Here is a 25,481-nt window from a genome sequence, read left to right as displayed (position 1 = left end):
CAATTGTGTTTCCTAATGCGCAGAACGTGAAGATGGACTTTAATCTCGCCCTAAAACTCTACACCGCAGAACAAGTAAAAAACGGTGAAACGCTGGCAGCGCAAATGGCTGGTGTTTCTATGTATAGCCTAATGCAACGCGCAGGTATGGCTGTGTATGAGCGTTTTTTACACTTATATCCCAAATCAAAAAATATCTTAGTCATTTGTGGCAAAGGGAATAATGGTGGTGACGGATACGTATTTGCCTCGCTTGCTAAACAAGCGCAACTCAATGTACAGGTTTTCCAACTTGGTGATGTGACTGCGCTCAAAGGTGATGCTTTACGCGCATATCAAGATTGGCAGTCCATCGATGGTGTTAACGATGATTGGGATGAGTGGAATACCGCATTGCTAGAAGCCGATGTGATCATTGATGCCATGTTAGGCACTGGTTTAAGTGGTGAGGTTCGTTCGGAGTACCGTCGCTACATTGAGCAAATCAATCAAATTCACACCCCAGTGATTGCAGTCGATATTCCTTCCGGGTTGTGTGCAAATACAGGTGCTATTTTAGGCGATGCCATTCATGCTGAGCATACTGTAACCTTCATTGGTGTTAAGCAAGGCTTGTGCACCGGACAAGCGAGAGATCGAGTTGGTGAACTCCACTTTTGTGGATTGGGTGTAAATATTGAGTTTGATTCTATCGAAGTAGAAAGTGCACTAGGTATTGATCATCAGGTTGTTTCAAGGTTAATGCTCAAGCCAAACCCGACAGCACACAAAGGTGATAATGGCAAACTACTTTGTGTCGGTGGTAACCAAGGTATGTCAGGAGCGATTCGTTTATGTTCCTCCGCAGCGGTTAGATCCGGAGCGGGTTTAACTGCCGCAATTACTCACCCGAGTAGCCTTATTCCGCTACAGATTGGCTGCCCAGAAGTAATGAGCCAAAGCATCACCGCCGACTTACTCAGGGATACTGAGAATGACTTAACCAAACGCATTCGCTGGGCTGAAGTATTGGTGTTTGGTCCAGGTTTTGGTGATGATGAGTGGGCTTATCAAGCCTATCAATATCTGGCTCAAGAACAGAAACCTAAAGTTGTTGATGCTGATGGGCTCAATATTCTAGCGATGCTAAGCCAACGATGTGATGGCACTTTGGTGTGCGACAACCAGCGAGTGATCACGCCGCATCCTGGAGAGGCAGCTCGACTATTAAATGTGACCACTCAACAAATAGAAAATGACCGATATTCTGCTGCAAGACAGCTGCAAGAGCGTTATGGCGGTGTGGTGGTTTTAAAAGGCGCGGGAACACTTATTTACGATGGAACGAGAATGTACGTCTGCCTAGCGGGTAACGCCGGAATGGCGACGGGCGGAATGGGAGATGTGCTATCTGGTGTTATTGGTGCGTTGCTAGCTAAAGGGTTACCCATTTCCATTGCGGCACGTTTAGGTGTGGTACTCCACAGTCATGCTGCGGATATAAACGTGAGTCAGCATGGTCAAATTGGTCTTTTGGCAAGTGATGTTATAGGCACACTTCGTACCGCTATTACTCAACAAATCGATAGGACGTAGCTAGATCTCGCCCATCACTATGAAAAAATGATCGATTTTTTTGGAGTACTTTTTCCGAATTAGCAGCGCATCTTAGTATTAGGTGATTGAGTTTTAGGCAGATTTGAGAGGTGATGCGTTTTCATTTTAAAGGTATGACGCAAAGGTTTGCGCAATAGATTAACTTAAACGTTTTCTTAAGTTGTTGATAATTATAAATAATGAGAAAAAATAACGACTTGAGGAGTGTTTTTGATATGCGATTATCAAGATGGTATCACAAAAAAAATTCAAATATCAGACTTGTAGGAAATAAATCACAGCCTATAATGCTGAAAACCGGAGCGTCTGCCAACGCTCCGGTTTTTTTGTGTCCGAAGAACAGTGAACTCGTCTGCCAACGAAATCACTACGCACTCTGAGATGACACATATACATATGAATCAAGGAATTACACAATGCGTATCGAACAAGAACTTAAGTTAGGTTTTAAAGATGTACTGTTTCGCCCGAAACGTTCTACCCTTAAGAGCCGTTCTCAAGTAAATTTAACCCGCGATTTTACATTCAAGCATAGTGGTCGTCAATGGTCTGGTGTGCCTGTAATCGCAGCAAACATGGATTCGGTTGGTAGCTTTGCAATGGCTAAAGCGCTAGCTGAGCATGGTGTAATGACTGCTGTTCACAAACATTACACGGTAGAAGATTGGGCTGAGTTTGCTAAATCAGCTGATAAAGCAACCCTGAATAACGTAATGGTGTCTACGGGAACATCTGACGCAGACTTCCAAAAAACCAAAGATATTATGGCGCTTTCAGATGAATTTATTTTCATCTGTATCGATATTGCAAATGGTTACTCAGAGCATTTAGTCGAGTATGTTGAACGCGTGCGAGCAGAGTTCCCAGACAAGGTGATTTCTGCGGGTAACGTGGTTACTGGTGATATGTGTGAAGAGTTGATCCTCGCTGGTGCAGACATCGTGAAAGTAGGCATTGGCCCTGGCTCAGTTTGTACAACTCGTGTTAAAACGGGTGTTGGTTACCCGCAGCTTTCTGCAATCATCGAGTGTGGCGATGCAGCGCACGGCCTTGGTGGCATGATCATCGGTGACGGTGGTTGCTCATGCGCAGGTGATGTATCCAAAGCATTCGGCGGCGGCGCGGACTTTGTTATGTTAGGCGGCATGTTAGCGGGCCACGAAGAGTCAGGCGGCGAAGTGATCGAGAAAGACGGCGAGAAGTTCATGAAATTCTACGGCATGTCTTCTAAGAGTGCGATGGAGAAGCACTCAGGTGGTGTTGCAGGCTACCGCGCAGCTGAAGGAAAAACCGTACTATTACCTTACCGTGGCAGCGTTCACGGGACTATCCAAGACATCCTTGGCGGCGTTCGCTCAACTTGTACATACGTGGGTGCAGCAAAGCTTAAAGAGCTAACCAAGCGTACTACATTCATCCGCGTTCAAGAACAAGAGAACAACGTGTTCGGTAAAGAGTAAATCGACTGAATGTAACAAGTGTAAAAGCAACCATACGTTATATCTATAGCAGATAAAACTATACTATATGCAGCTATGAGCCAGAGTGAGATTGATTTCTTACTCTGGCTTTTTTGCTTATCATTTGTTTGCGTTTCAAAATTAACTCTAAGCGATTTTAATAGTTGGTCGAGATTCGACTTGTTCAAACGGTAATGATGTTGTAACGGGCATGAGCTGTAAAACGCTTGAAATCTGACAGTCTCTATTTAATCCAATATAGTCTTTGACATTGGCTACTCGCCAAGTCATGTCTCCGTAAGTACGCAGATAGAACGCGGGTGACTGATGACTGTTATGTCTAATAACGCTCCATTGGGTGATATCACTAAAAAAGACTTCAGGGTTATCGGATGTCTCAAACTCATTCGCCATGATGCCCAAAGGTATATCAACGCGATTAAGTAGCTTTTGTCCGAGTGAGAAGGCTTCGTCGAAGTTAGTTGGTTGTTCGCTTAACTGCTTAATTGCATAGGTTTGTACAAATCGAGACGGCGGTGTTGGGTCGGCGGGTAGACCCATCAAGCCAGCGCCATTGATTGATTGAAGTGGGCCAGGCACTTGGACATGACGTTGCATGGTTGCTTCATTGTTCGGTTCTGGGTTGTAGTTGCGCAAATTGGAAAAATAAGAGAGGTGATTGACGTGCCAATGGTAATTTGGGCAGTTAGTCATTACTCCAACGTAGGAGTGGTCCACAACTACTTTATAATCATCAAAGTCGTATTCGGTACATTGATAGCGTGCTTGCTGATTTTCCTCTTTGCTGCACATATCGCTTTCTTTGAGTGCTCGATAGATATGCATATTACCGTTAAGAAACTCAATGACCGCACTGTCATTATTTGCATCGTGAATCACGAAATGCTGATCCAACGTCATATTGTCACTCTCTGTTTCACCAGTTGAAATAGTCGAGTTAAACACGTAAACGGGGTGAGTAGTGAAGTACGTCACCATCTCGTCCACAGTATTAAACGTAGACAAGATAAAAGTACCAAACAGGCCGCTGCCTAATGCAAAGGCATCATCAGGGATGTGAGAGGTCGATACATTTTGATTGAGAATGGGCAAGTACAGTGACCCAACAGAAAGGCCAGATTCATTAATGCCATCAGCTGTTAAAAGAGGGTGGGTAATGGCGTTGCAGTGGATGAAGCTCAACGCTCCCTGCCAATTTGCTCGAAACTCACATTCTTTACTGTGACGTTTTGGCGGCTGACCATTGAAAACACGGTCGGCTTTTCCGTCGGAAGTAAAGGTCGTAATTTGGTAAGTTTGTTGGGCTCTAAACCAAATCTCGGTCTGAAGGTTAACTGCAAACTCCATGGTTCTAGCGGATAAGGTTTGGTTGTTGCAACCATAATTGATATTCACATCTGTACACATAGCCATGCTTTCCGTTGTTTATTTTGAATGATGCATATCCAAGAAACTCTCTGAATCAAATGCTTAGAGATTACGTGGATATAGAAGAATTGCGCTTTAATAATGGTTTTAGCCATTGAGATAAGCACATGCTATTAAGTTAAGCATTCAATCAAAAAACGTCAGTAGCAGTTTAGTATCAGTTGATAGAGTTAAAATAAAAAGTGATGTATTAAGTCAAACTCTTTGATCTTAGAGCTCAATAATATATTTATTTTTTCAATCTTGGTTACTCTAGATTTAAAGTTGGTTTTAAAAGTGATTTTTATTGATTCGATTATCTTGCAGTGGTGATATAAAGTGAGAACATAAAGTTAACAATTTCAGATTATGATTGAAAATAGGGAGAGTCTTCAATCCAAATACCGAGAAATGAAACTGCCCGAGAAGTTGTTTAACAGTCTCGGGCGAAGTGATGAATCGGGTAAGCGGCTATAAAGTTTTCTCACAAGAACCGCTAAGTGGTGGAGATATTTTTAAATTATCATTAAAGATTTCCACAGCGACGGGGCCTTTATTTTCGTCTTTTGCATAGTATGCACAGGACTTGTCCCCAGTATAGGTTTCACCTGCCTTTTTGAAACTGTAGTACCAGGAGTCATGGGTAGCGGCACCGGATTCAAAACTAGCAGATTCAGATTGTTCGCCAGTATTCAAGTCGAAACGGACCTCCATTTCCGGAGAGTCTTTAAATCTCACATATCCGGTGATTTTATCGCTGGAGTTATTTTTAACGTAAAATGACCCCTTAGTTGTCATAATTTTTCCTCTTTTTTAATTTCTATACGTGATAGAACGGCCAAATGACGGTCTGTTAATATATGCTTCTTAAGATGCATATTGATGTTAAATGATGGTCTTATTAGTTCTAAGATGATTAAACTTATCCTTAGCGTATTTCTCTTTTATACCGATTAAGTCGCGGTAGCTTCGATCAAAATAAACGCTTGTCGGAATTGCCGGATCTTTAAAGCTGATGAAGGCACCATAGGTTCCCGGTATATCAGCTTCTCTGGCTTTATCAATCCAGTCCATGGCTCTGTTTACATCAACAAGTACTGGGTTATTTTGTAGTTCTAGTTTTTGTTTGATCTCTTCATTCCACCAGGTTTGGTATTGGACTGTATATTGACACTGGCGATAGGGGAAAGATATGTCTTCAAGATCGTCTAAGTGATGATAAAAACCGCCAGTGATCGCCCCTAAGGTTACGTAACTAAATAGCCCTTGATCGCGGTTTTCTGGCTTTATCAAAGGTGAAGTTAAGCTTTGCAAAAGTGCAGTATAGCCTTCTGCTTTAAGACCTCGCTCTGACACCAATCGCGAAGTGATTTTGTGAGGTGCTGGGGCGTCATAATCGGGAGGGAAAGGAGAACCGCTTTGACACAAAGAATCGCGCCCCCATGTGCTCATCAGGGAGTGATCGTATTTCTTCCCGTCAAAGTCAGTGCCATGTGCTTCATAGACTTGAGCTAAATCAGGGAAGCAAGCGCCAAATTGAACGGCTATAAATTGGTGAAGATCTTGTTCTGTTCCTTCCCAGTAGCCATACATGGTGCAGTGATGGCTGATGGTTTCGAGATCACAGTGGTTAGATGATTCAGGCAGAGCATCAATTTGCAAGTTGGTGCCAAGAAGTTTAGGCGTATCAAGGCTTTTTATAGCCTGCTCCCAATTTTTTAGCACATCTATGGTAGGGTGCGTTGGTATTGGCTGAAGCATACCGTTGATTTTTGGATAGAGGTTCCACTGAAGCTCGAAGCGGTGGATCTCTTTGGGTAAAGGGAATGTTTTTACGCGTAGCTCGGTAACAATGCCATAACTCATGCCTCCGCCGCCTCTTAGTGCCCAAAATAGGTGAGGGTTGGACTCTGCTGAGACTTCTGTGATCGTACCATCACCCAATACCATGGTTGCACTCACTAGGTGCTCACAACACATGCCGTATTTTCGCGTCCAAGGGCCCCATCCTCCGCCTTGAATATAGCCAGTCAACCCAACTGTGGCACAGGTTCCATGTGCAATCATTCGATCATGCTCTGCAAGTTTTGGTGTCAGTTGATAGAAGCGATAGCCAGCACCAATGGTGGCAATATTTTCACACAATTGGAAGGTCTTAATTCTGCTCACGTCAATCAAAATGACGTTGTCACCACTGCATTCACCTGCGTGATCATGCCCTCCTGAGCGAACACGAATCGGGAGACTGAATCGAGTTGCTGTTAGATAGGCTTGCTGAACTTCTTGCGTACTTTCGCACATGACAATGACAAAGGGTTGGTGTTGATAGCGAGTATTGAAGATGAGTGACTCGACTTGATATTGGTTCAAACCGGGAACCGGTGAAACCGTGTTTTCAAGTGGTGTCAGTAGTCGCTCTTTAGGAAAACCGCATTTATCCATTTTCTGAATAAACAGTTTGGCATTATTGATTGAGATTGAGTACGCATTAAGTACAGCGAGGCGTTGTATTTGAGGGTTAGGGTGCTGTTCTACCACTTGGTTTTCTTTAGTTCCCTGCATCCATTCTTGTTCCATTATTTTTTCCATTTGGCTTATGTATTGAATAGTTGTTCAAATATTAACTCACATGCATATGTTCGCCATATCAGTTTGGTATCAGTTGTTCTGTACAAATCGCCAAAAGCATCAGCGAGAGAGCAATAATATCTGGTTGATGAAAAGAACGAGCGGCATCTGCGTGACCGTAGATAATTTATGTAGTCAAGTAGATCTGAGCCTAAAGTGATACTGAACTTGAATGACGTGTTATCTACATTGAATGGGTCACTAACGACAATAAATTCAGTTGGAGAACACAATGAAAATGGAATCAAAAGAATCACAAGCAATTTTTACTGCTCATTATCAAATTGGTAACGGCTTACCTGGAGGAGTGAACTTCGATGTTAATCTACTTGTGGCCAGCGAAGACAAATCAATAGTGGGTAAAGGACATATCTTTCAGGCCATTAACCCACCGTTAAATGTGGTGTCTGATCTCAATGGCAGTTTCAACTATCAATGCACGATGCGTGATTGTCATATCATGGTGACGTTGCAGGGCTACCAGCCTTACCTAGGCATTGCTCCTCTAGGAGCAGATCTTCACAACGTAACGCTCAACATCCTACTTAATGATGATTGGAAGTCAGGCGTGGCATTCTATCGATATAAAAATAGTTCAGGTAAATGGATTGAAGTAGCAAATCAACGCGTTACTCTACTTTTACCTGAGCATGTTCCTAGCATCGAAAACTTTAAGGTGGAGCAAAGTGATCTTGCGCCAGCATAAATCTAATCAGCGATGACACTGTGCCAAAACACAGATATTCGATGGTTTCGAATATCTGTGTTTGACGAGGTAAATCGAGCAAACAAGATGATTTGGCGGTGCAATTAGTCGACTTTCTTCGTTTATTGAATATTTCATGGTTGAGTAGATGTGAAGAGCCAATGGTCGAGCTCATCAACACTTATTTGAGCCTGGTTCAGTTGATACTTACGCGCGGCCTGATTGAAGTTTAACAACTCAGAGACGGAGCTGGACTGGTCGAGTAAGGCAAGCATCAGATTCGCTTGTTCAATATAAAAATCACCCCATGGATGCGGATCTTCTCGGGTGAAGTTAGCAAGCTTATCGTGATATTTTCGAAGTAGCGTAGGCTGCTTATACTGCCACGCTACTTGGATTCCTTGTTGGTAAAAGCGTAAATAGTTATGACCAACACAGGTAGATTCTAGCCAAGCCTCACCAGTGCGCAAAGCGGAGAGGGCCGTTGATTCATCGCCACAAATAAGTGCCTTGGTAGATACGAGCCAAGGACCAATAAAATTGTGTAGCTTATTGATATGAACAAGCTCTAGAGCCGTGTCGATGTCCGAAAGGGCTTTCTCCTCTTTTCCCTGATACCAGTGCAATCTTGCACTGGACTCCAAAAGAAAAGCGACAAATCGATGAGCATTAAGCTGTTTTGAAAGTTGCAGAGCGGTCGAGATTTCGTTTTCAGCTTGCACCAATACATTACGGTCGAGAAAGATCCATGCTGCCGTAAGCCTGGAAACAATTTCTGCTCGGCGGTTTGCCGTGAGATAAGCAAGATTCGAGGCATGCTGAGCCTGTTTTAGTGCTTCGTCAGATTGCAGTTGATAGATCATCACTGTTGCCAGCATGTAGCGATTGGCAGTTTCAATCGAAAGCAACTGATGCTCTTCACACAGTTGCAAACACTCGGTTAAGTGCTCGTATGAGCGAGCCATTTTTCCTTGTGCGTAGGCACAATCACCGAGGCCGCCAAGCGATTTTGCTTTCGCGCGAAAACAGTTTGCTCGCTGACTGTAATCTAATGCAAGTAAATGTTCTTTCTCACATTCGTCTAGCTGCCCAGTAGGGAACAGCATATTACCTCTCATCGAGTGGATTTCACACAAAGATTTATTTAACGTCAGCTTTTCGCACAGGGCTTGGGCTTGGTCTAAAATCGACATCGCTTGTACAAAGTTGTCGGTTAAGCGGTAGGGGTTAATGAGGTCTAAATAGTATTGAACACGTTCAGGATCATTTTCTGTGTGATGAACCGCTTGCTCAAGAACCTCAATACTCTCTTTGATGCGTCCCATCGAATACAGGCAGTTTCCTTTCATATTTAGTGCATACGCCATCTGTTCTTTAGGTGACTCTTTAATAGCGAACTCAATAAGTGTCAGTGCTTTTTCAAACTGATAATTACTCAGGTAATGTTTGGCGGTCTGTTCAAGAACAGTAAATACACCTTCGACCTTGGCATGATTAATATGGACGGCATATAAGAATCGATCTCGGTTCTCATACCATTTTGCACAGGCCATGTGTATTTTTGAACACTGTGACTTGTCTATTTGACGGAAAACAGCATTACAAATCAAATCATGATGGAAAAGGTATTGATCGCCATTGAGTTTTACTAAGCCAGCGTCGACTAACTTATCTGGTACGTAGCCGGGAATTCGAGTGATTTCACGCAGTTGCTCCAGTTGAAAGCACTGCCCCAACACAGAGGCAGTACAGAGTGCTTGGCGATCTTGGGCTGGAAGTTGAGCTAATTGTATCGAAACTAAATGTTCCAATGACTCCGGAACGTCTTTATCAAACTGAGAGCAAAGCAGTGTTTGGCGCAAGTATAGAGGATGGCCTTTCGCAAGCTTTATACAGTCATTGATATGTTTATTCTGTTGGCATGTGATTGAGCAAGCTAACTCGTAAGACTCTTCAGATGATAACTCCCTAAGTTCGATTAGATTCACGTTGGTAAACCAAGATTGTTTGGAACTAAGTCGTTTTTGCTGCCTAAACGTCAGAAAGAGCAAAATATTGGTGTTTGTAATATGAGGTAGCAGTGTCTCAAGAAATGCCAACATTACCTCGTCGGCCCAATGGACATCTTCAACAATAATCAAGTGCGGTTTGCTGGTCTGCCGTTGTTGAATTAAGAAAGGGATAGATTGCTCTATCGTTTGTTTCAGCGTTTGGAACTCCATTAAGTTCAGCAACTGCTTTTCTGATTCGTTGAGTGCTACCCCCATTAACCAATAAAGGCAGAGGTGGAAAGAAGACGGAATTGATGACTCGACAGTTTGCTGACGAATAGAATCATCGGTATCTTCACGAGTAAATGAACAAATTGCCCGAGTAAATATATTTTGAGGGGACAAGAGATCAGCACTGCCATGATTCAGGATTTGAATCTCTGTGGTTAAACACGAAGATCGATTCAAAGACGCAATGACCTGGTTGAGTAGGCTGGTCTTTCCTATCCCTGCGGTACCAGTAATACAATACGTTTGGCCTGCTTCTTGTTTTTGCCATCGCTTGATTCCGCTATTCAATGTTTCTAGTTCAAGTTTACGCCCTACAAAACAGTCAGTATGGCTTTGGTGTAAGGATACAAGATGCCAGTTTTTGAAGTCTGGCTCTCCTGTTAGAAACGGTTTTATTGGTCTGGCACAATTGGACGAGATAAAGCAAGGACAAGCAGCTATTTCTCCCCAAGGGATTTTAACTAGGATTTCATTGATTGGGGTTATCGCATTCGGATGTTCCGATAGCTCAGTGACTCGATGCTTGTATTTCGCATTGATAAAAGACCGAATCGAAGCCGAAAGAGCAACCTGTAATTGAAGGGCTAGTTGTCGAATTCGTTCAAAAACATATTCGTCCGATTCCTGTAAAGACCAAGTAAGAACAAACGTCCGGTTTTGTATTATGGGTGTAGTGTTTTGGCTGAAAAGTAATGTTTGCAGAGTCTTTACGGTCAAATCACACTTTGCTTCGATTGCAAAAATAAAAAAATATGGTGGTGATGAAGACACATTTGTAAGTAATGGTTCTGAGGCGCGATCTATTAAGAGGTCCTCTACGGGGACAGAAAAGTATTCCGCGAGATTGGATGCGGTACGATACAGCACATTCGCCCCAGACTCTGCTCGCTTTATGGAAGCAATAGATACGACAAAACCCTGTTGAAAGCATTCTTCCGCCAGTCTTTCTTGGCTCAGTCCTAATTTCTTTCTCAGTTCTTTGAGTCGTAATACGTTGAGTGGAATTCTTCCATCCCTATTTGCCATATTTCACTCCGTTGTAACGTATAGCTTTTCCCAGTAAACCTGAATCGATTGGATATGTTGAGTGAATAAATTTATCTTATTTCACCACATATAATACTAGTAGTTAAAATGTTATATACGAAAATGAAATGGGCATTTTAATCTTCAAACTGCCTTAATTTATTGTTGTATTAGTGGTGTTTTTGTTATTAATAATTTTGATAATTATTGTTGTGAATTCATGTTTTTATTAATAAGTTTTTTGAAATATCTTTAAATGTATATCTTTTAAAAGATTGCACACCTTAAACTTATATTGGACTGCATTAAACCTTAACAATTAAATTCTTTAATTTTAGATATATAAATTGATAATCTTATTTTTAGTGTTTTTTTATTCCTATTCTGGCGAGTTAAGTTTTTCTAGTCTATAAATTAAACATCGGCACTTTCTAAATAACTGCCGATAAAAATAATTTTAATTTCAATATTATAAATAGTTGGCTTTATACAATGGATATTGGCTTTTTCTGCCTGTTAAAAGGATTTCATATTACACCACACTTGAATGCCTCGCTTACCTCTATCAAGGTGATTGCGTGGCTGCCACATGTCAAACGATCTTGTTATCGAGGGGATTGGCAAGCGCTTGCTTTAGAAGAATCCTATCGAAAGGCCTATTACCCTAACTATTTACTACTCTCTGAATTTCCAGAATTGGAACTGTTTTTATTTCAATTTTGCTGCCCAATTTTGTCAGTACGGTTTATAAGTTAGAGCCGGGAGCTGAGATATTGTAACGCGGAGCTCATGGCGTATGTTTTTCTCAAGTACAGGCTTGTTTACATCATTAACTACTGCTACAGCGGCAATTGAGGTTCATGAATTATGCAAAAGGGCTCACCTATAGAATTCTACCAGCAACGTCCTCAATCTCGTGAGACGGTCGGTGTTGAAGAAGTGCAGCAACAAACTCAACAGTTTGGTTTTTCTGAACCCGAAATGGATGAGCTGCTTAAGTATTCATTACGGACTCAACTTGAGGCTATGCTCCAAAACCAACTCAGCACGGCTGAACGCCAACGGCAACTGAAAGAGAGTTTCGCTGCGGCAGTTGAGCTCGTATTGAAGGAGACGAAAGTTGAGCACCGAACACTGGTGCAAGCCTTTCAGAGCATGTATGGCAACGCTTGCCAATCTCTTTCTCTGGCTAAACTCACTCAAGAGGAACTGACCCGACAGTACATTTCCACATCTGGGCTGAACGCTGGGATGTCATTGCTTCAGCGCTCTTCGGCCTGCGAGTAAAGAAATATCTCAATACGGCTCTTTGCGGCATTAATGAAGCCCGTAACGGTATTTAGTAATGCGAGATTGGAAAGTTTTAACCAACCACACCAATTACGTTATGGGTTGGTTTTAACTTAAGTGTATACGTTAAAAGGAAGAGCAGTATGGCTACAGAACCGTATCTTGGGACACTAACCGCATTTGGCGGCAATTTTGCAATTAGAAATTGGGCAATGTGCTCGGGGCAAATGCAGGCAATTGAAGATAATCCAGCACTCTTCTCTCTAGTTAGCACTCTATACGGAGGTGACGCCCGAACTACCTTTGGTTTACCTGATTTGCGTGGCCGCAGTCCAGTTGGTGTAGGCACACGACCTGGGGGGATGGATTATCATCAGGGAGAAAGATTGGGTACTGAACTGGTAACTATTGATATAACCCAAATGCCAGCACACTTACATACGGCAATTTTTACCCCTCTTGGCACTGCTGCACCTGTAACAGGCAGGATGCAGGTTGCTACCAATGCTGCAAATACACAGGTACCCGATAGTAATTCGTATATAGCGCAAAACTCTACCCCCGGGTTCTATAAACCGACGTTTCAGCAACCAGATTTGGCTGAGATCGAAGGCTTAAGTGTGTCTGGTGGTGGCTCGGAAGGAGGTACTGTAACTGTGACTGAAACAGGCGGTTCAGCGCCACTTAATATTTTGAGCCCGGTATTGCCGATTAATTGGTTAATTGCCACTGCTGGAGTATACCCACCGCGCAGCTAATCAACCAAGAAAGAATTGGCTGAAACTTTCGCTAATCCTTTCCTATAAAAAATTAAATATTTAAGTTGATTATGATAACCCGGCTATGTTGATAAGGCCGTCATATTCAGGAGAGGAAAATGAGATTACGTCGTCAGGTAGCGATCGCAATTACAACAGCATGGGTGTCCTCAGCGTTTTTTTCCGGTGAAGTCTGGGCCGCACAGCAAACGATTAACTACTCTAATGGCTCAGGTTCCAATTTTAGTGAGGTGGAGACAGGCGTCACTGGGGGTATGCCCTCGGTCACTCTCACCAGTGCAGGTGCTGTGTCTATGGTATTAGATGCCGGCAATAGCACTGATAGCACTCCGTTTACTGGCCTAAATGACCTCGGGTTTGTAGCTGGTGTTTTTTTCTCAAATACCATGATTAATGAGTTCAACAATCGTGGCTTCCGCTTTTTTGAGCGATCAAGTACTAACTTCAGTTTCGACGAAATTACCTTTATGCAGGGGTCGGCCCGAGACTCAGATAAAACGTATCAACTTGTGTTAACTGGCTTCTCTAATGATACTCAAACAGTGACCGAAACTGTCACCTTGCCAAAAGGTGGTGAAGCAAACTCAGGGTTACAGGATTTGTTTACCCTGACCCGTGGTACAGACTTTACTGATTCTGCATGGCAGGACGTTGATACAGTGACTATGGCGTTTACCCGAAGTCCGGGTGCTGACTCTCGTTATCTTATCAAAAGTATCAAGATTGATGACGCTGCGGTTTCAGACTCAACCGCGCCTACTTTTGTCAGTGCGAGCTCAACCCCCACTGATGATGCAACCAATGTTTCTGTTAGCAAAAACATCGAGATTGCCTTTGATGAGAATATTGAGCTGAAGAGCGGCAATATTACCATTCGTAATGTTACAGACAGTCGCGATTTTGAAGTATTTAATGTTGCCACCGAAAGCGATGGCACAACAACTTCACCAGGCGCTGGCCGCATCAGTGTTACCAACGATAAAGTTTACTTAAACCCAACCAGTGATCTGATAGGAAACCGGACTTACGCCATTCATATTGAATCCAGTGCCGTGGCTGACACCGCAAATAATAGCTTTGCTGGGATCAGCGATGATGCCACATTTAACTTTACTACGGTCGATACCACGCCAAATGCGCCATCTACACCCGATTTAGATGCTAGTTCGGATACCGGATCATTAAATACTGATAATATTACCAGTGACACTACTCCAACGTTTAGTGGGATTTCCGAGAGTGGATCGATCGTTACTTTATACAGTGATCAAGTCGGTGGAGGTGCAACGGTTATTGGCACAGGCACTGCTACTGGAGGAAACTGGCAGATAACAACCAATGAGTTGGCGTCTGGTATTACACATGCAATAAGTGCTAAAGCGTCAGATAGCGATGATAATGTTAGCTCGGCATCCAACGCGTTAAGTGTCACCATTGATACAATAGCACCATCCGTAGTGAGCATTACCACGCCGATTGAGACTGACAGTATCGTCAACGCTGCAGAAGACAACGATGTGCTGATCGCTGGCTCCGGCGCGGAAGCAGGTAACAGCGTGACCGTGACTATCACAGACAATAACAGCTCTGTCAGTCGTACGGTGACGGCCGACAACTCAGGCAACTGGACATTAAGCGGCAGCGAGCTGGATATCAGTGGCTTGAACAATGGTACCCTGACGGTGTCTGCAACCCAAGCTGATATAGCAGGTAATATCTCCACCGCAGCCACACAGAGCATTACCCTGGACAATGCAGCCCCATCAGCAGTGACCATCACCACGCCGATTGAAACCGATGGTATTGTCAATGCAGCGGAAGATAATGATGTGCTGATTGCCGGTTCCGGCGCGGAAGCAGGCAACAGCGTGACCGTGACTATCACGGACAATAACAGCTCTGTCAGTCGTACGGTGACGGCCGACAACTCAGGCAACTGGACTCTGAGCGGCAGCGAGCTTGATGTAAGTGCGTTTAACAACGGCACCCTGACGGTGTCTGTAACCCAAGCGGATACCGCAGGTAATACTTCCACCGCAGCCACCCAGAGCATTACCCTGGATAACGCCGCACCATCAGCTGTGACCATCACTACGCCGATTGAAACTGATGGCATCGTCAATGCGGCAGAAGACAACGACGTGCTGATTGTTGGCTCCGGCGCGGAAGCAGGCAATAGCGTGACCGTGACCATCACGGACTACAGCAATTATGCCAGTCGTACGGTGACGGCCGACAACTCAGGCAACTGGACGTTGAGCGGCAGTGAGCTTGATGTAAGTGCATTTAACAACGGCACCCTGACGGTCGCGGCTAGCCAGAGCGATACTGCAGGCAACACCTCCAGTGCAGATAGCAAAACATTTACGTTAGATAACGTGCAGCCAACTGTTTCTTTGAGCAGCTCAGACCTCGATTTGATCTCTGGCGAAATGGCGAGTATCACGTTCACCTTAAGTGAGTCATCAAGTGACTTTGCTGAGTCAGATGTCACCGTCACTGGCGGCAGTTTGTCCAACTTTGCGGGCAGCGGTAGCAGTTACACGGCGACCTTTACACCAACGGAAGAGAGTGTGGCGAGCGGCACCATTGATGTTGCCACCGACACATTTACCGATGCCTCTGGTAACAGCAATAGTGCAGCAACACCACTTTCCATCAGCGTCGATACTATGCTTCCAACCGTCAGTATCACTAGCTCCAGCGCTGCGCTGAAAGCGGGTGAAACGGCAACACTCACGTTTACCTTGAGTGAAGCCGCAACTGATTTTTCCGAAGCCGATGTGACCGTTGCTGGCGGAACTCTTTCTAACTTTGCGGGCAGTGGCGCCAGTTACACGGCTACCTTTACACCTGCAGAAGAAAGCACTGAGGATGCAACTATTAATGTTGCAGCAGAGCAATTTAGCGATGCAGCTGGCAACCTCAATACTGCAGCGACTCAGTTGTTGATCTCAGTGGATACGGGGATCCCGACTGGACATAGCATCAGCATTGATCAGGAGAGCATTAACAAAACCAACGAACAGGCGATGAGCTTTACCTTCGCAGCAGCTGAAGTGAACGCGATGTTCACTTATCGCGTGACCGACGGTACCACGACCATTGACGGCGCTAGTCAAACAATCTCCTCGGAGACCATGCAAGTAACGGGCATTGACGTCACTGGTTTGCAAGAGGGGACGCTGACAGTAAGCGTGGTGGTAACCGATGCCGCAGGCAATGCATCTGATGCAGTGACGGATACGGTGACTAAACGCTACGATGTCGCGCCAACGGCAGTTGATGATAGCTTCTCGACTGAGGAAGATACGGCGAAACAATTTGATCTGTTAGCCAACGATTCCGATATCAATGATGACATGGTCGCTTCTTCTGCAACGATTAAAACGCAACCAATTAAAGGTCAGGTGTCGATCAGCAACGGCGTTGTTACCTATACGCCAAATAGTAATGAGACAGGCACGGATAGCTTTACCTATACCGTGAAAGATGCCCTGTTACAGGAGTCACAAGACGCGACAGTAACCGTCACTATCAAGGCTATAAATGATGCGCCAGTCGCGAAAGCGCTGACCATTAACACTGACGAAGATACCGCAAGCGCAGCAGTCACCGCGCGCAGTCAAGCGAAGGATGTTGAAGATGGCATCCCAACGGGTGATTTAGCGTTAGTTAGTTTGCCTCAAAAAGGACAAGTCGCCATTGATCAAACTGTAGGCACTTTTGTGTATACGCCGAATGCGAATGAAAATGGTAGCGACAGTTTTACTTACACGATCACAGACAGTGAAGGCGGCGTTTCTCTTGCGGCCACGGTCAGCGTCAATATCGGTTCCGTCAATGACTCACCAGTGGCGGAGGCAGACAGTTTTACCTTGGATGAAGATGTCACATCGACACTCGATGTTTTAAGTAACGACAGTGATATTGAAGATGGGTCATTCACCGCGAGTAGTATTACCCTACAAGATCTTGGTCAAGGAGAGGGGGGATACAGTTTTGCCACGGTCAGTGTCAATGCCGATGGGACCTTAAAGATTGTGCCAACAGCGAACGTTAATGGTCAACATAGCTTTACCTACACGTTAACCGATAGTGGTCAAGCAGTCTCCGTGCCAGCAACCGTCACGCTCAATATTACGCCAGTGAATGATGCCCCCGTTGCTGTTGATAACAGTGCACAACTACTAGAGGGAGGCTCCTTCGAGGTCAACGTATTAGGCAATGATAGTGATGCCGATGTTGGAGACAGTTTTGAACTCACTAGTGTCACAGTCGTCGATATGCCAGCACATGGCAGGGTGAACGTGACGGCGTCTGGAGCGATTGTTTACAACCCCAATGAAAACTACTTCGGTGAAGACAGCTTCACCTATACGGTAGCAGACTTAGCAGGTGCTGTATCTAACGTCGCAACAGTGACCATGACGGTAACACCAGTCAACGACGCACCAATGGCGCAAGCACAGTCACAAACGCTTGATGAAGACAATAGTTTGGTGATCACGCTGGTTGGTTCAGATATTGATAACGATGATGACACTCTGCAGTATCTTATCACTGAGCAAGTCAGTCATGGCGTGCTAGAGCAGTTGACCAATAATGTTTGGCGCTATACACCAGAAGCGAACTTCAATGGCTCCGACTTCTTCTTGTTCAAGGTCAACGACGGTGATCTAGACTCGACAGAGGTTCGTGTCGATTTGACGGTTAATCCAGTCAACGATACACCAACCGCGACCGATATCAGTGCTACGGGAGAGGAAGAGATACCGCTGACCATTACTTTAAATGGTAACGATGCAGAAGGCTCATCTTTGAGCTATCAAATTGTAACATCGCCAGTCAACGGTAATGTTACCGTCACAGGCAATCACGCGGTTTATACGGGTAACAGTAACTTCTTTGGTCAGGACAGTTTCACTTACAGCGTAAGTGACGGAGAACTTACCTCTGGAGTGGCGTTAGTGACCATCACGGTGAATAACGTTAATGACTCGCCAGTGATTACGGGTACCCCATCGGCGCAAGTTGATGAAGATAGTGTGTATCAGTTTGTGCCCGCGGCATTGGACGATGACCCAGCGGATACTCTGACCTACTTGATAGCTAACAAGCCACCTTGGGCTACATTTGACAAGACAACAGGAGCACTTTCTGGCACGCCAAGTAACAGTGATGTGGGGACTTATCCAGATATCGTGATTAGCGTATCCGATGGCACAATTTCTTCCTCATTGTCAGCGTTTTCGATTACTGTGAATAACGTTAACGATGCACCCGTTATATCTGGCTCACCAGCAACACAAGTGAATGAAGACAGCACCTATCTGTTCACGCCACAAGTGTCAGATGTTGACAGCCAAGCCTTCACCTTCAGTATCGTGAACAAGCCATCTTGGGCTAGCTTTGATGCATCAACAGGCACGCTCAGTGGTACACCAGATAATGGTGATGTTGGCAAATATCAGGGCATTGTTATCTCGGTTTCTGATGGTCTCACGACCACAATGCTCAATAGATTCAGTATTGTTGTTAACAATGTCAATGACGCGCCAGTGATCAGTGGCACTCCTGCTCTTACTGTCAACGAAGGCAGTACGTATCGCTTTGCGCTGCAGGCATCGGATGTTGATAGTAGTAGCTTGAGCTTTTCAATCCGCAATAAACCATCATGGGCAACCTTTGATAGAGCTACTGGGTTGCTAAGTGGTACGCCGGAAAATGAGCATGTTGGCAGCACCAATAATATTGTTATTAGTGTCTCTGACGGTGAGTTAAGCGCTTCTCTAGCAGCGTTTAGCATCACGGTAATCAACGTCAATGATGAACCAATGGCAGTTAATGATACCTATGTCTTTACCGAGAGTAACGATGGTAGCTACTTATTGGATGTACTCAGCAACGACAGCGATATTGATCTAGACACATTACAACTGGAATGGGTTAAACCTACATCTGGAACGGCAACGATTGTGGGCAGTCAAATCCAATTGGCAACGACCTCAATTGGTACAGTGACAGTGCAATACAGTGTGAAAGATGGTAATGGAGGAAAGGCCACCGCGAAAGCAATCGTGACAATTAAAAGTGCGAAATTGGACGCACCAACAATAACCGCACCTTCAGATATTGAAGTGAACGCAAGTTCGCTCTTTACTAAAGTTGCATTAGGCTCTGCCGTGGCCCGAGATAGCACAGGCAAGCTATTACCTGTTTCATTGGTGGACAGCACAACCTTCTTCCGACCTGGAACTAATACGGTCTATTGGCGCACTCAAGACTCTGATGGAAACGTTGCTGAGGCTAGTCAAACGGTAACAGTGTATCCACTGATAAGTATCTCCAAAGATGCACAAACCACGGAAGGCACCAACCATAGCGTAACGATACACCTTAACGGCCCTTCGCCGAGTTACCCAGTAGTCGTACCTTACACGGTTTCAGGAAGCACAGACAGTGATGACCACACACTGACCTCTGGCGAAGTGGTGATAACTAGTGGTACCGAAGGCAAACTTTCGTTCGAACTACTTAATGATGGACAAAGTGAAGGCGTTGAAACCTTAGTGATTGATTTGGACAGCACCCTTAATCTAGGTAGTAAGAGTCGTTACACCTTGACAATCTTTGAAGAGAATGTGGCTCCGAAGGTCTCGGTAAGTGTATCTCAGGCGGGGGAGCAGCGGAGCCAAATTGAAAATGGTGTTGAACCGGTCACAATCACAAGCAGTGTTAATGATGCAAATATGTCAGATATACACAGTTTCAGATGGAGTAGTGATAGCGATGTACTTAACCAAGCGATTGCGGGGCAGATGTACAGCGAAACATTGACTTTCTCTCCGCAATTACTGAGTTCAGCGATTTACAATTTGCAATTGACAGTTACTGACAATGGCACTCCACCATTATCAGTGACACGGAATGTCTATTTAGAAGTGGTACAAACATTGGCGAAGCTCGGAAGTGAAGATAGTGATGGCGACTTAATCCCGGATGATCAAGAAGGTCATAATGATAGTGATGGTGATGGCATTCCTGACTATCTTGACGCAATTTCTGACTGTAACGTAATTCAACAGGTTGTGTCAGAAAAAGATCGCTTCCTCATTGAGGGGCAGCCAGGTGTCTGTTTACGCAAAGGAATAACCATTCTGACTAACACAACAGGAGGAGCTTTATTGCTAGATGAGGAGCTTCCTAAAGATATCAACATGAAGAGCATAGGGGGAATCTTTGATTTTGTAGTAACTAATTTGCCGCTGCCCGGCCAAAGCTATCAATTAGTTTTGCCTCAGCGTTTACCTGTTCCAGCAAATGCAGTGTACCGAAAGTATAACGCTGAACAGGGGTGGATAGACTTTATTGAGGATGCTCAAAACACAGTTTCTTCTAGTGCTGGCGAGGCTGGTTATTGTCCGCCACCAGGGCACAGTTCATGGTCACAGGGTCTGACTGAAGGTGACTGGTGTGTACAACTTACCATTGAAGACGGTGGTCCGAACGATGATGACGGATTGGCTAATGGCAGTGTCGTTGACCCTGGCGTCGTTGCCGCTCGTGTAAACAATAATGCACTCCCTCAAGCGATTGACGACAATGCGTTTGTTAGTCTCAATGGTACGGTGACGCTCGATGTATTGAGCAATGATACCGATGCTGATGGTGATGGGCTGAAGGTAAGTCGCGCTTCTGTAGATATTGGTAGTGTTAGTGTGGTTGATAACAAACTAAGTTATGTCACTCAACCACAGTACTACGGGGAGGCTTTGATCACTTATAGCGTAACGGATGGTAATGGTGGAACGGGATCGGCGAAGGCAACGGTGAATGTGGTAAACAGTCAGAATCCGAATGCGGTGGACGATAATATTACCACCGATGATCGTACCCCTGTCACGGTTTATGTCCTTGCTAACGATACCGATCCGGATAACGACACATTGAAGTTGGTTTCAGTCCAAGCGCAGTATGGGCAGGTGGTCATGAATGCAGATCAGAGCGTGACCTATACCCCTACCTCAGGGTTTGAAGGCAATGATGTGTTGACATATATCATTCAAGATAGCCAAGGCCTGCAAGACACAGGGAAAGTTATAGTGACAGTTAAGTTGGTAAGAGATGTAAAGGTTGAAAATACTTCAGCAGGATCATTGGGTGGCATGGTGTTGATGCTTTTGATTTTGTTAGGAGCCATGAAACGTTATGGAAGAAACAGTGCTCTAGCACTAATTGCTGTGTTTAGTTTTAGTAGTCAAGCTGGTTGGTATGTTGATGTTCAAATGGGGTCAAGCCATGCAGATGAGCGTGATGCTGTTAAAGGTGATAACGTAATCTCTACTGACAACACCGGGCTCTACCGTTCTATCGGGTTTGGATATGCTTTTTCTGAGCAATGGTCAGGAACTATCCGTTATATTGATATGGGTGAAGGCAGTGCAACATTGCGCAGTGCGACTACTTCACCAGAAGACTATCACACCAGTGTCGCATCTATAGCACCGCTCCTTGTAAAGGGCATAGGCTTCGACATAGGTTATAAGTTCTGGCAATACAATTCATGGTCCGCAAAACTGAGTTTGGGGGGCTTGTTCTGGGATACCGATATTGAAAGTACGTATCAAGGCAGCAAGATAACGACGGAAGTGGATGGTTTTGATGGATATATTGGTGCAGAAGTTGGCTACAACCTCTCAGATAATTGGGAGATCGGTGTCCAAGGCGCTCGTTATTTTTTACATGAAAATGATGTTGATATAATTGCGCTACAACTTCGTTATTTTTTTGAGCCGTTAGCAGCGTATTAACTTATGGTTTGGTATTTTTCGATAATTTATATCCCAATTGCTCATGAAGCGGTATGGTAAATCACTGGAGATTAATGTCGTGATTGTGCTCTTTATTATGTAGATCAATAGTCCATGAAAAATCCTTAATTATCTTGAAGTCTTTTCTTCTTTAACATCTAGGGAAAGGTAGTGATTGATAGAGTGTTAAGCAGAACTTACTATCCGTTCGATATTAGAAAAATAAGGTTCATTGAGTACTAGATGTGAACTTAAAAGAAGATGATTTACGTAATAGTGTTGCTGGGGGCGCTGAAAATGTCAGCGTGATACGTCGCTTTACTTTGAACCTAGTACGTTTACAGTCGAAGAAATATAGTTTTGGGGCTGAAGCAAACCAAGCGGGTTAGAGCGACACAATTCGTAGTGAACCCTTATTGAGTTGAAAAGCGTTCCAAGCTCGCAGTTGCTCTGACTCTGCTGGTGATAACACGACGATAAATTGATACCTATCAAAACGATAATTTTATATCTGCTTTAATCCAATACTGATTGAATAATATCAAACGCTTTTTCTATTTTTGGGGTAGGGATAATGCCAAACCCAAATAAGAGGGCATTAGAATGATTGTTGATAGAAAAATGCGATGATGGGTAAACCGCTACATTGGATGAAGCAAGCTTATTCGCCATTTTTGTCGCGCACCCCGATACTTCTGCTGCTATATGCAATCCACCTTGGCTCTGAATACGTTGTAAGCAATCTACGTTGTCAATTAATTGAGTGAGCTTATGATACCTTTCGCTGTAGATTTTATTCATATTGAGTAAATGGTGAGAGAAATGACCGTCACGCATGAATTCGTCAAGTAGGATTTGAGACACCACAGATGTACTTCGTCCCAAGTGCCATAACATATTTGAAATTGGATCTATTAAAGATTTTGGCGGAATCATATAGCCAATGCGTAAGCCGGGAAATAGTATTTTAGAGAAACTGCCTATCATAATGACGCAGTCATTTTTGTCTTGTGATTTGAGAGCTTGCTTACTGGTATTGAGATAGTGATATTCCGCATCATAATCATCTTCGATAATGATTGCGTTATTAACTTCTGCCCACCTCAACAGTTCTAACTTTCTTTCGACGGAGTAGCTAAAGCCTAAAGGGAACTGATGACTAGGCGTTGTATAAATAATTTTGGTATTAGAAGGGATTGATTCAACGACAACGCCTTGGTCGTCCATCGGCACGGTGCCTATTTGCGCGCCAAGTAATCGAGCTTGATTTCGAAAAACAGGATATCCTGGATCTTCCGTCGACACGAGATCCCCCGGAGAGAGTAATGTAAGGAGAGCCGTCATTATTGCCTGCTGGCACCCTTGCGTAATGATGATGTCTTCAGGATCACAGATTACGCCTCTCGAATGTCTTACATACTCGCAGATAGACTCTCGTAAACAAGCTAGTCCTTGCAAATCACCACCATGTGCAAACTCTGGAGTTAATGCATTGAGCCTACTCAGTCTTGAGTGTCGCCAAATATGCTTTGCTATTCTCTGATGATCAGGAACGCCTAAAGTGAAGTCATAGTCTAGATTCTTTGGTGCGATGATCTCTGGCTTCTTCGCTGCGTTAGTGCCAAACACCCCTAGTTGGTAGTGTTTTATTGGTCTCTTATCTTGATTCACCGTTTGTTCTAGAGCATGACTTACGTACGTGCCAGACCCTGCCTTTTTTACTATCCACCCCTCGAACTGAAGTCGCTCATACACCGAAATGACAGTGTTTCTTGCTATGCCTAACTTTTTTGACAACATGCGAGTCGACGGTAATCTCTCATTTGATCGTAATCTGCCTTCTAATATCCCTTGGTATATCTCGGAATAAAGCTGTTGGCTGGTGACTTTTCCAGTTTCGAAGTGTAGTGAAAATGGCATCGTTTTCTCTGTAGACGTTGAAAAGTGGTTCTAAAGCGTTGTGAGGATGTGGATCTGTATATACCAAGTATATCTACCTAGTATACCGTTATCGTGATATGGAGAAAGCGTAATTGAGTACACTATTTCCCCATTTTGCAAACGGATGTTACTTACATTCGTATCTAATCGGCCTACCTATCAACGGTGATCAGGTTTAAACCTGTTTATATCGCACTAAAAATTTGAAGATACAGTGTTATTCATCGGGGGTTAACGATTGGAGTTCTTCAAGTCAGGATTACTTTTATATAAAAAGCTAAAAGTCTTGGAATAAACTAGAAATTAATTATAAGTGAAAATTAAAAATTGAGGGTTCAATGAAATTAAACAATGCCTTGGTGGCTATTTTATCGCTCACTTCTTTCGTCACGTTTGCGAAAACGGAGTCAACGGTTAGCAGTCAATTAAAGAGCGTAGCTGATGAATGTGCTAAAGGATTAATCAACGAATACGATATTCCGGGGTTGGCTGTTGCAGTAACGATTGATGGTAAGCGTTATTTTTACAATTACGGTTTCGCTGACGAAAGTAAGGGGAGTTTAGTCACTAACGACACAATTTTTGAACTCGGCTCTATCAGTAAAACTTTTGCCGCTACTTTGACTGGGTACGCCCAAGAAAAAGGTAAGTTGAACATGGATGACAAGGTCAAAGATTATATTCCAGAATTAGAAAATAGTGTCCTGGGTAATACCAAGCTAGTTCATGTCGCAACCTACACTGCAGGTGGTCTACCATTACAATTCCCTAGCGAAGTAACGAACGACGCTGAAATGATGCAGTACTACAAAACGTGGAAACCGGAGTACGAAGCCGGTACTAAGAGGAAGTACTCAAACCCTAGTATTGGTCTATTTGGCTACATCGGTGCCTTGAGTATGAAGTCAGACTATACGGAAATGATGGAAACCGTCATCCTGCCTGAGCTCGGTATGACCAATACGTTTGTCTATGTACCAAAGGATAAGCTTAACAACTATGCTTTTGGTTATAGTTCTGAGGGAAAACCCGTTAGAGTTAATCCAGGTATTCTTGATGCACAAGCCTATGGTATTAAATCAACAAGCTTAGATATGCTTCAATATATCGAAGCAAATATGGGTCAAGCGCAACTTAATACTGATATAGACAATGCGCTAGAGCGAACTCATACTAAGTATTTTGATACCGACACGTTTACGCAAGCCGTAGGGTGGGAAGGTTATGACTACCCCGTTTCACTTTCGCAATTATTGAAGGGGAACTCCAGCGACGTAATTCTCAACGCTAAACCGGTTCAAGCAAGTGTATCCGGTACTTTCGGTCGTGACGTTTGGTATAACAAAACGGGCTCAACAGGTGGCTTTGGGGCATATATCGCATATGTACCCTCTGAAAAAATAGGCATAGTGATTCTGGCGAATAAAAACTACCCCAATGCAGAAAGAGTAGAGGCTGCTTACAATATTATTAGCTCGGTGGTGAAGTAAATTTTAGTGGTAATAGGCACTACGTAATTATTAGCGCTTATTT

At 43.9% G+C, this 25,481-nt stretch carries 12 protein-coding genes; 7 read left to right on the top strand and 5 right to left on the bottom strand.

Features of this window, described 5'->3' with window-relative positions; translation table 11 throughout:
* The first annotated feature begins 32 nt into the window (after positions 1–32).
* Together NL644_RS06195 and NL644_RS06190 are read left to right on the top strand one after the other, a co-directional pair.
* A complete protein-coding gene (locus NL644_RS06195; RefSeq protein ID WP_114323350.1) occupies positions 33–1,574 on the top strand; it encodes an NAD(P)H-hydrate dehydratase in 1,542 nt (513 codons plus the stop codon).
* 437 nt (positions 1,575–2,011) lie between these two features.
* Entirely contained in the window at positions 2,012–3,055 is a 1,044-nt protein-coding gene (locus NL644_RS06190) for a GMP reductase (protein WP_005396079.1), read from the top strand.
* A gap of 147 nt (positions 3,056–3,202) precedes the next feature.
* Here NL644_RS06190 and NL644_RS06185 read toward each other — a convergent pair whose 3' ends face one another.
* The 3 genes from NL644_RS06185 to NL644_RS06175 form a co-directional block, all read right to left on the bottom strand.
* The gene (locus tag NL644_RS06185; protein WP_253658192.1) at positions 3,203–4,489 is read right to left on the bottom strand and encodes a linear amide C-N hydrolase; all 1,287 of its coding nucleotides are present in this window, start codon (positions 4,487–4,489) and stop codon (positions 3,203–3,205) included.
* Positions 4,490–4,954: 465 nt separating this feature from the next.
* A complete protein-coding gene (locus NL644_RS06180; RefSeq protein WP_047008149.1) occupies positions 4,955–5,281 on the bottom strand; it encodes a hypothetical protein in 327 nt (108 codons plus the stop codon).
* A gap of 87 nt (positions 5,282–5,368) precedes the next feature.
* Positions 5,369–7,060 carry an FAD-binding oxidoreductase gene (locus NL644_RS06175; protein ID WP_253658191.1) on the bottom strand — a complete coding sequence of 564 codons (1,692 nt, stop codon included), beginning with the start codon at positions 7,058–7,060 and terminating at the stop codon, positions 5,369–5,371.
* 283 nt (positions 7,061–7,343) lie between these two features.
* Between NL644_RS06175 and NL644_RS06170 the strand changes: the two genes are divergently transcribed.
* Positions 7,344–7,817, top strand: a complete 474-nt coding sequence (locus NL644_RS06170; RefSeq protein WP_104970567.1) for a DUF1842 domain-containing protein — start codon at positions 7,344–7,346, stop codon at positions 7,815–7,817.
* A 134-nt stretch (positions 7,818–7,951) separates the two neighbouring features.
* On the opposite strand, the gene NL644_RS06165 is transcribed toward NL644_RS06170, so the two are convergent.
* Positions 7,952–11,125, bottom strand: coding sequence for an AAA family ATPase (locus tag NL644_RS06165; RefSeq protein WP_253658190.1), 3,174 nt, complete (start codon positions 11,123–11,125; stop codon positions 7,952–7,954).
* A gap of 867 nt (positions 11,126–11,992) precedes the next feature.
* On the opposite strand from NL644_RS06165, the gene NL644_RS06160 reads away from it, so the two are divergent.
* The 3 genes from NL644_RS06160 to NL644_RS06150 all read left to right on the top strand — a co-directional run bounded on the left by NL644_RS06160 (position 11,993) and on the right by NL644_RS06150 (position 22,007).
* Positions 11,993–12,412: a hypothetical protein gene (locus NL644_RS06160; protein WP_114323346.1), complete on the top strand. Its 420-nt coding sequence runs from the start codon at positions 11,993–11,995 to the stop codon at positions 12,410–12,412.
* Between the two features lie 146 nt (positions 12,413–12,558).
* Positions 12,559–13,173, top strand: coding sequence for a phage tail protein (locus NL644_RS06155; protein ID WP_114323345.1), 615 nt, complete (start codon positions 12,559–12,561; stop codon positions 13,171–13,173).
* 119 nt (positions 13,174–13,292) lie between these two features.
* Complete coding sequence (locus NL644_RS06150; RefSeq protein WP_253658189.1) at positions 13,293–22,007, top strand: Ig-like domain-containing protein; 8,715 nt, start codon at positions 13,293–13,295, stop codon at positions 22,005–22,007.
* A 516-nt stretch (positions 22,008–22,523) separates the two neighbouring features.
* Here NL644_RS06150 and NL644_RS06145 read toward each other — a convergent pair.
* The gene (locus NL644_RS06145; protein ID WP_114323344.1) at positions 22,524–23,927 is read right to left on the bottom strand and encodes a PLP-dependent aminotransferase family protein; all 1,404 of its coding nucleotides are present in this window, start codon (positions 23,925–23,927) and stop codon (positions 22,524–22,526) included.
* A 359-nt stretch (positions 23,928–24,286) separates the two neighbouring features.
* Here NL644_RS06145 and ampC point away from each other — a divergent pair, with 359 nt between their 5' ends.
* Positions 24,287–25,438 (top strand): class C beta-lactamase, encoded by a 1,152-nt coding sequence (gene ampC / locus NL644_RS06140; protein WP_253658188.1) that lies wholly within the window; start codon positions 24,287–24,289, stop codon positions 25,436–25,438.
* Positions 25,439–25,481: the final 43 nt, after the last annotated feature.

This window comes from Vibrio sp. Y10_XG_PY6 (assembly GCF_024181795.1).
GTDB lineage: Bacteria > Pseudomonadota > Gammaproteobacteria > Enterobacterales > Vibrionaceae > Vibrio > Vibrio diabolicus.
The sequence above is the reverse complement of the archived record's forward strand: the minus strand, read 5'-3'. Positions and strand labels throughout refer to the sequence as shown.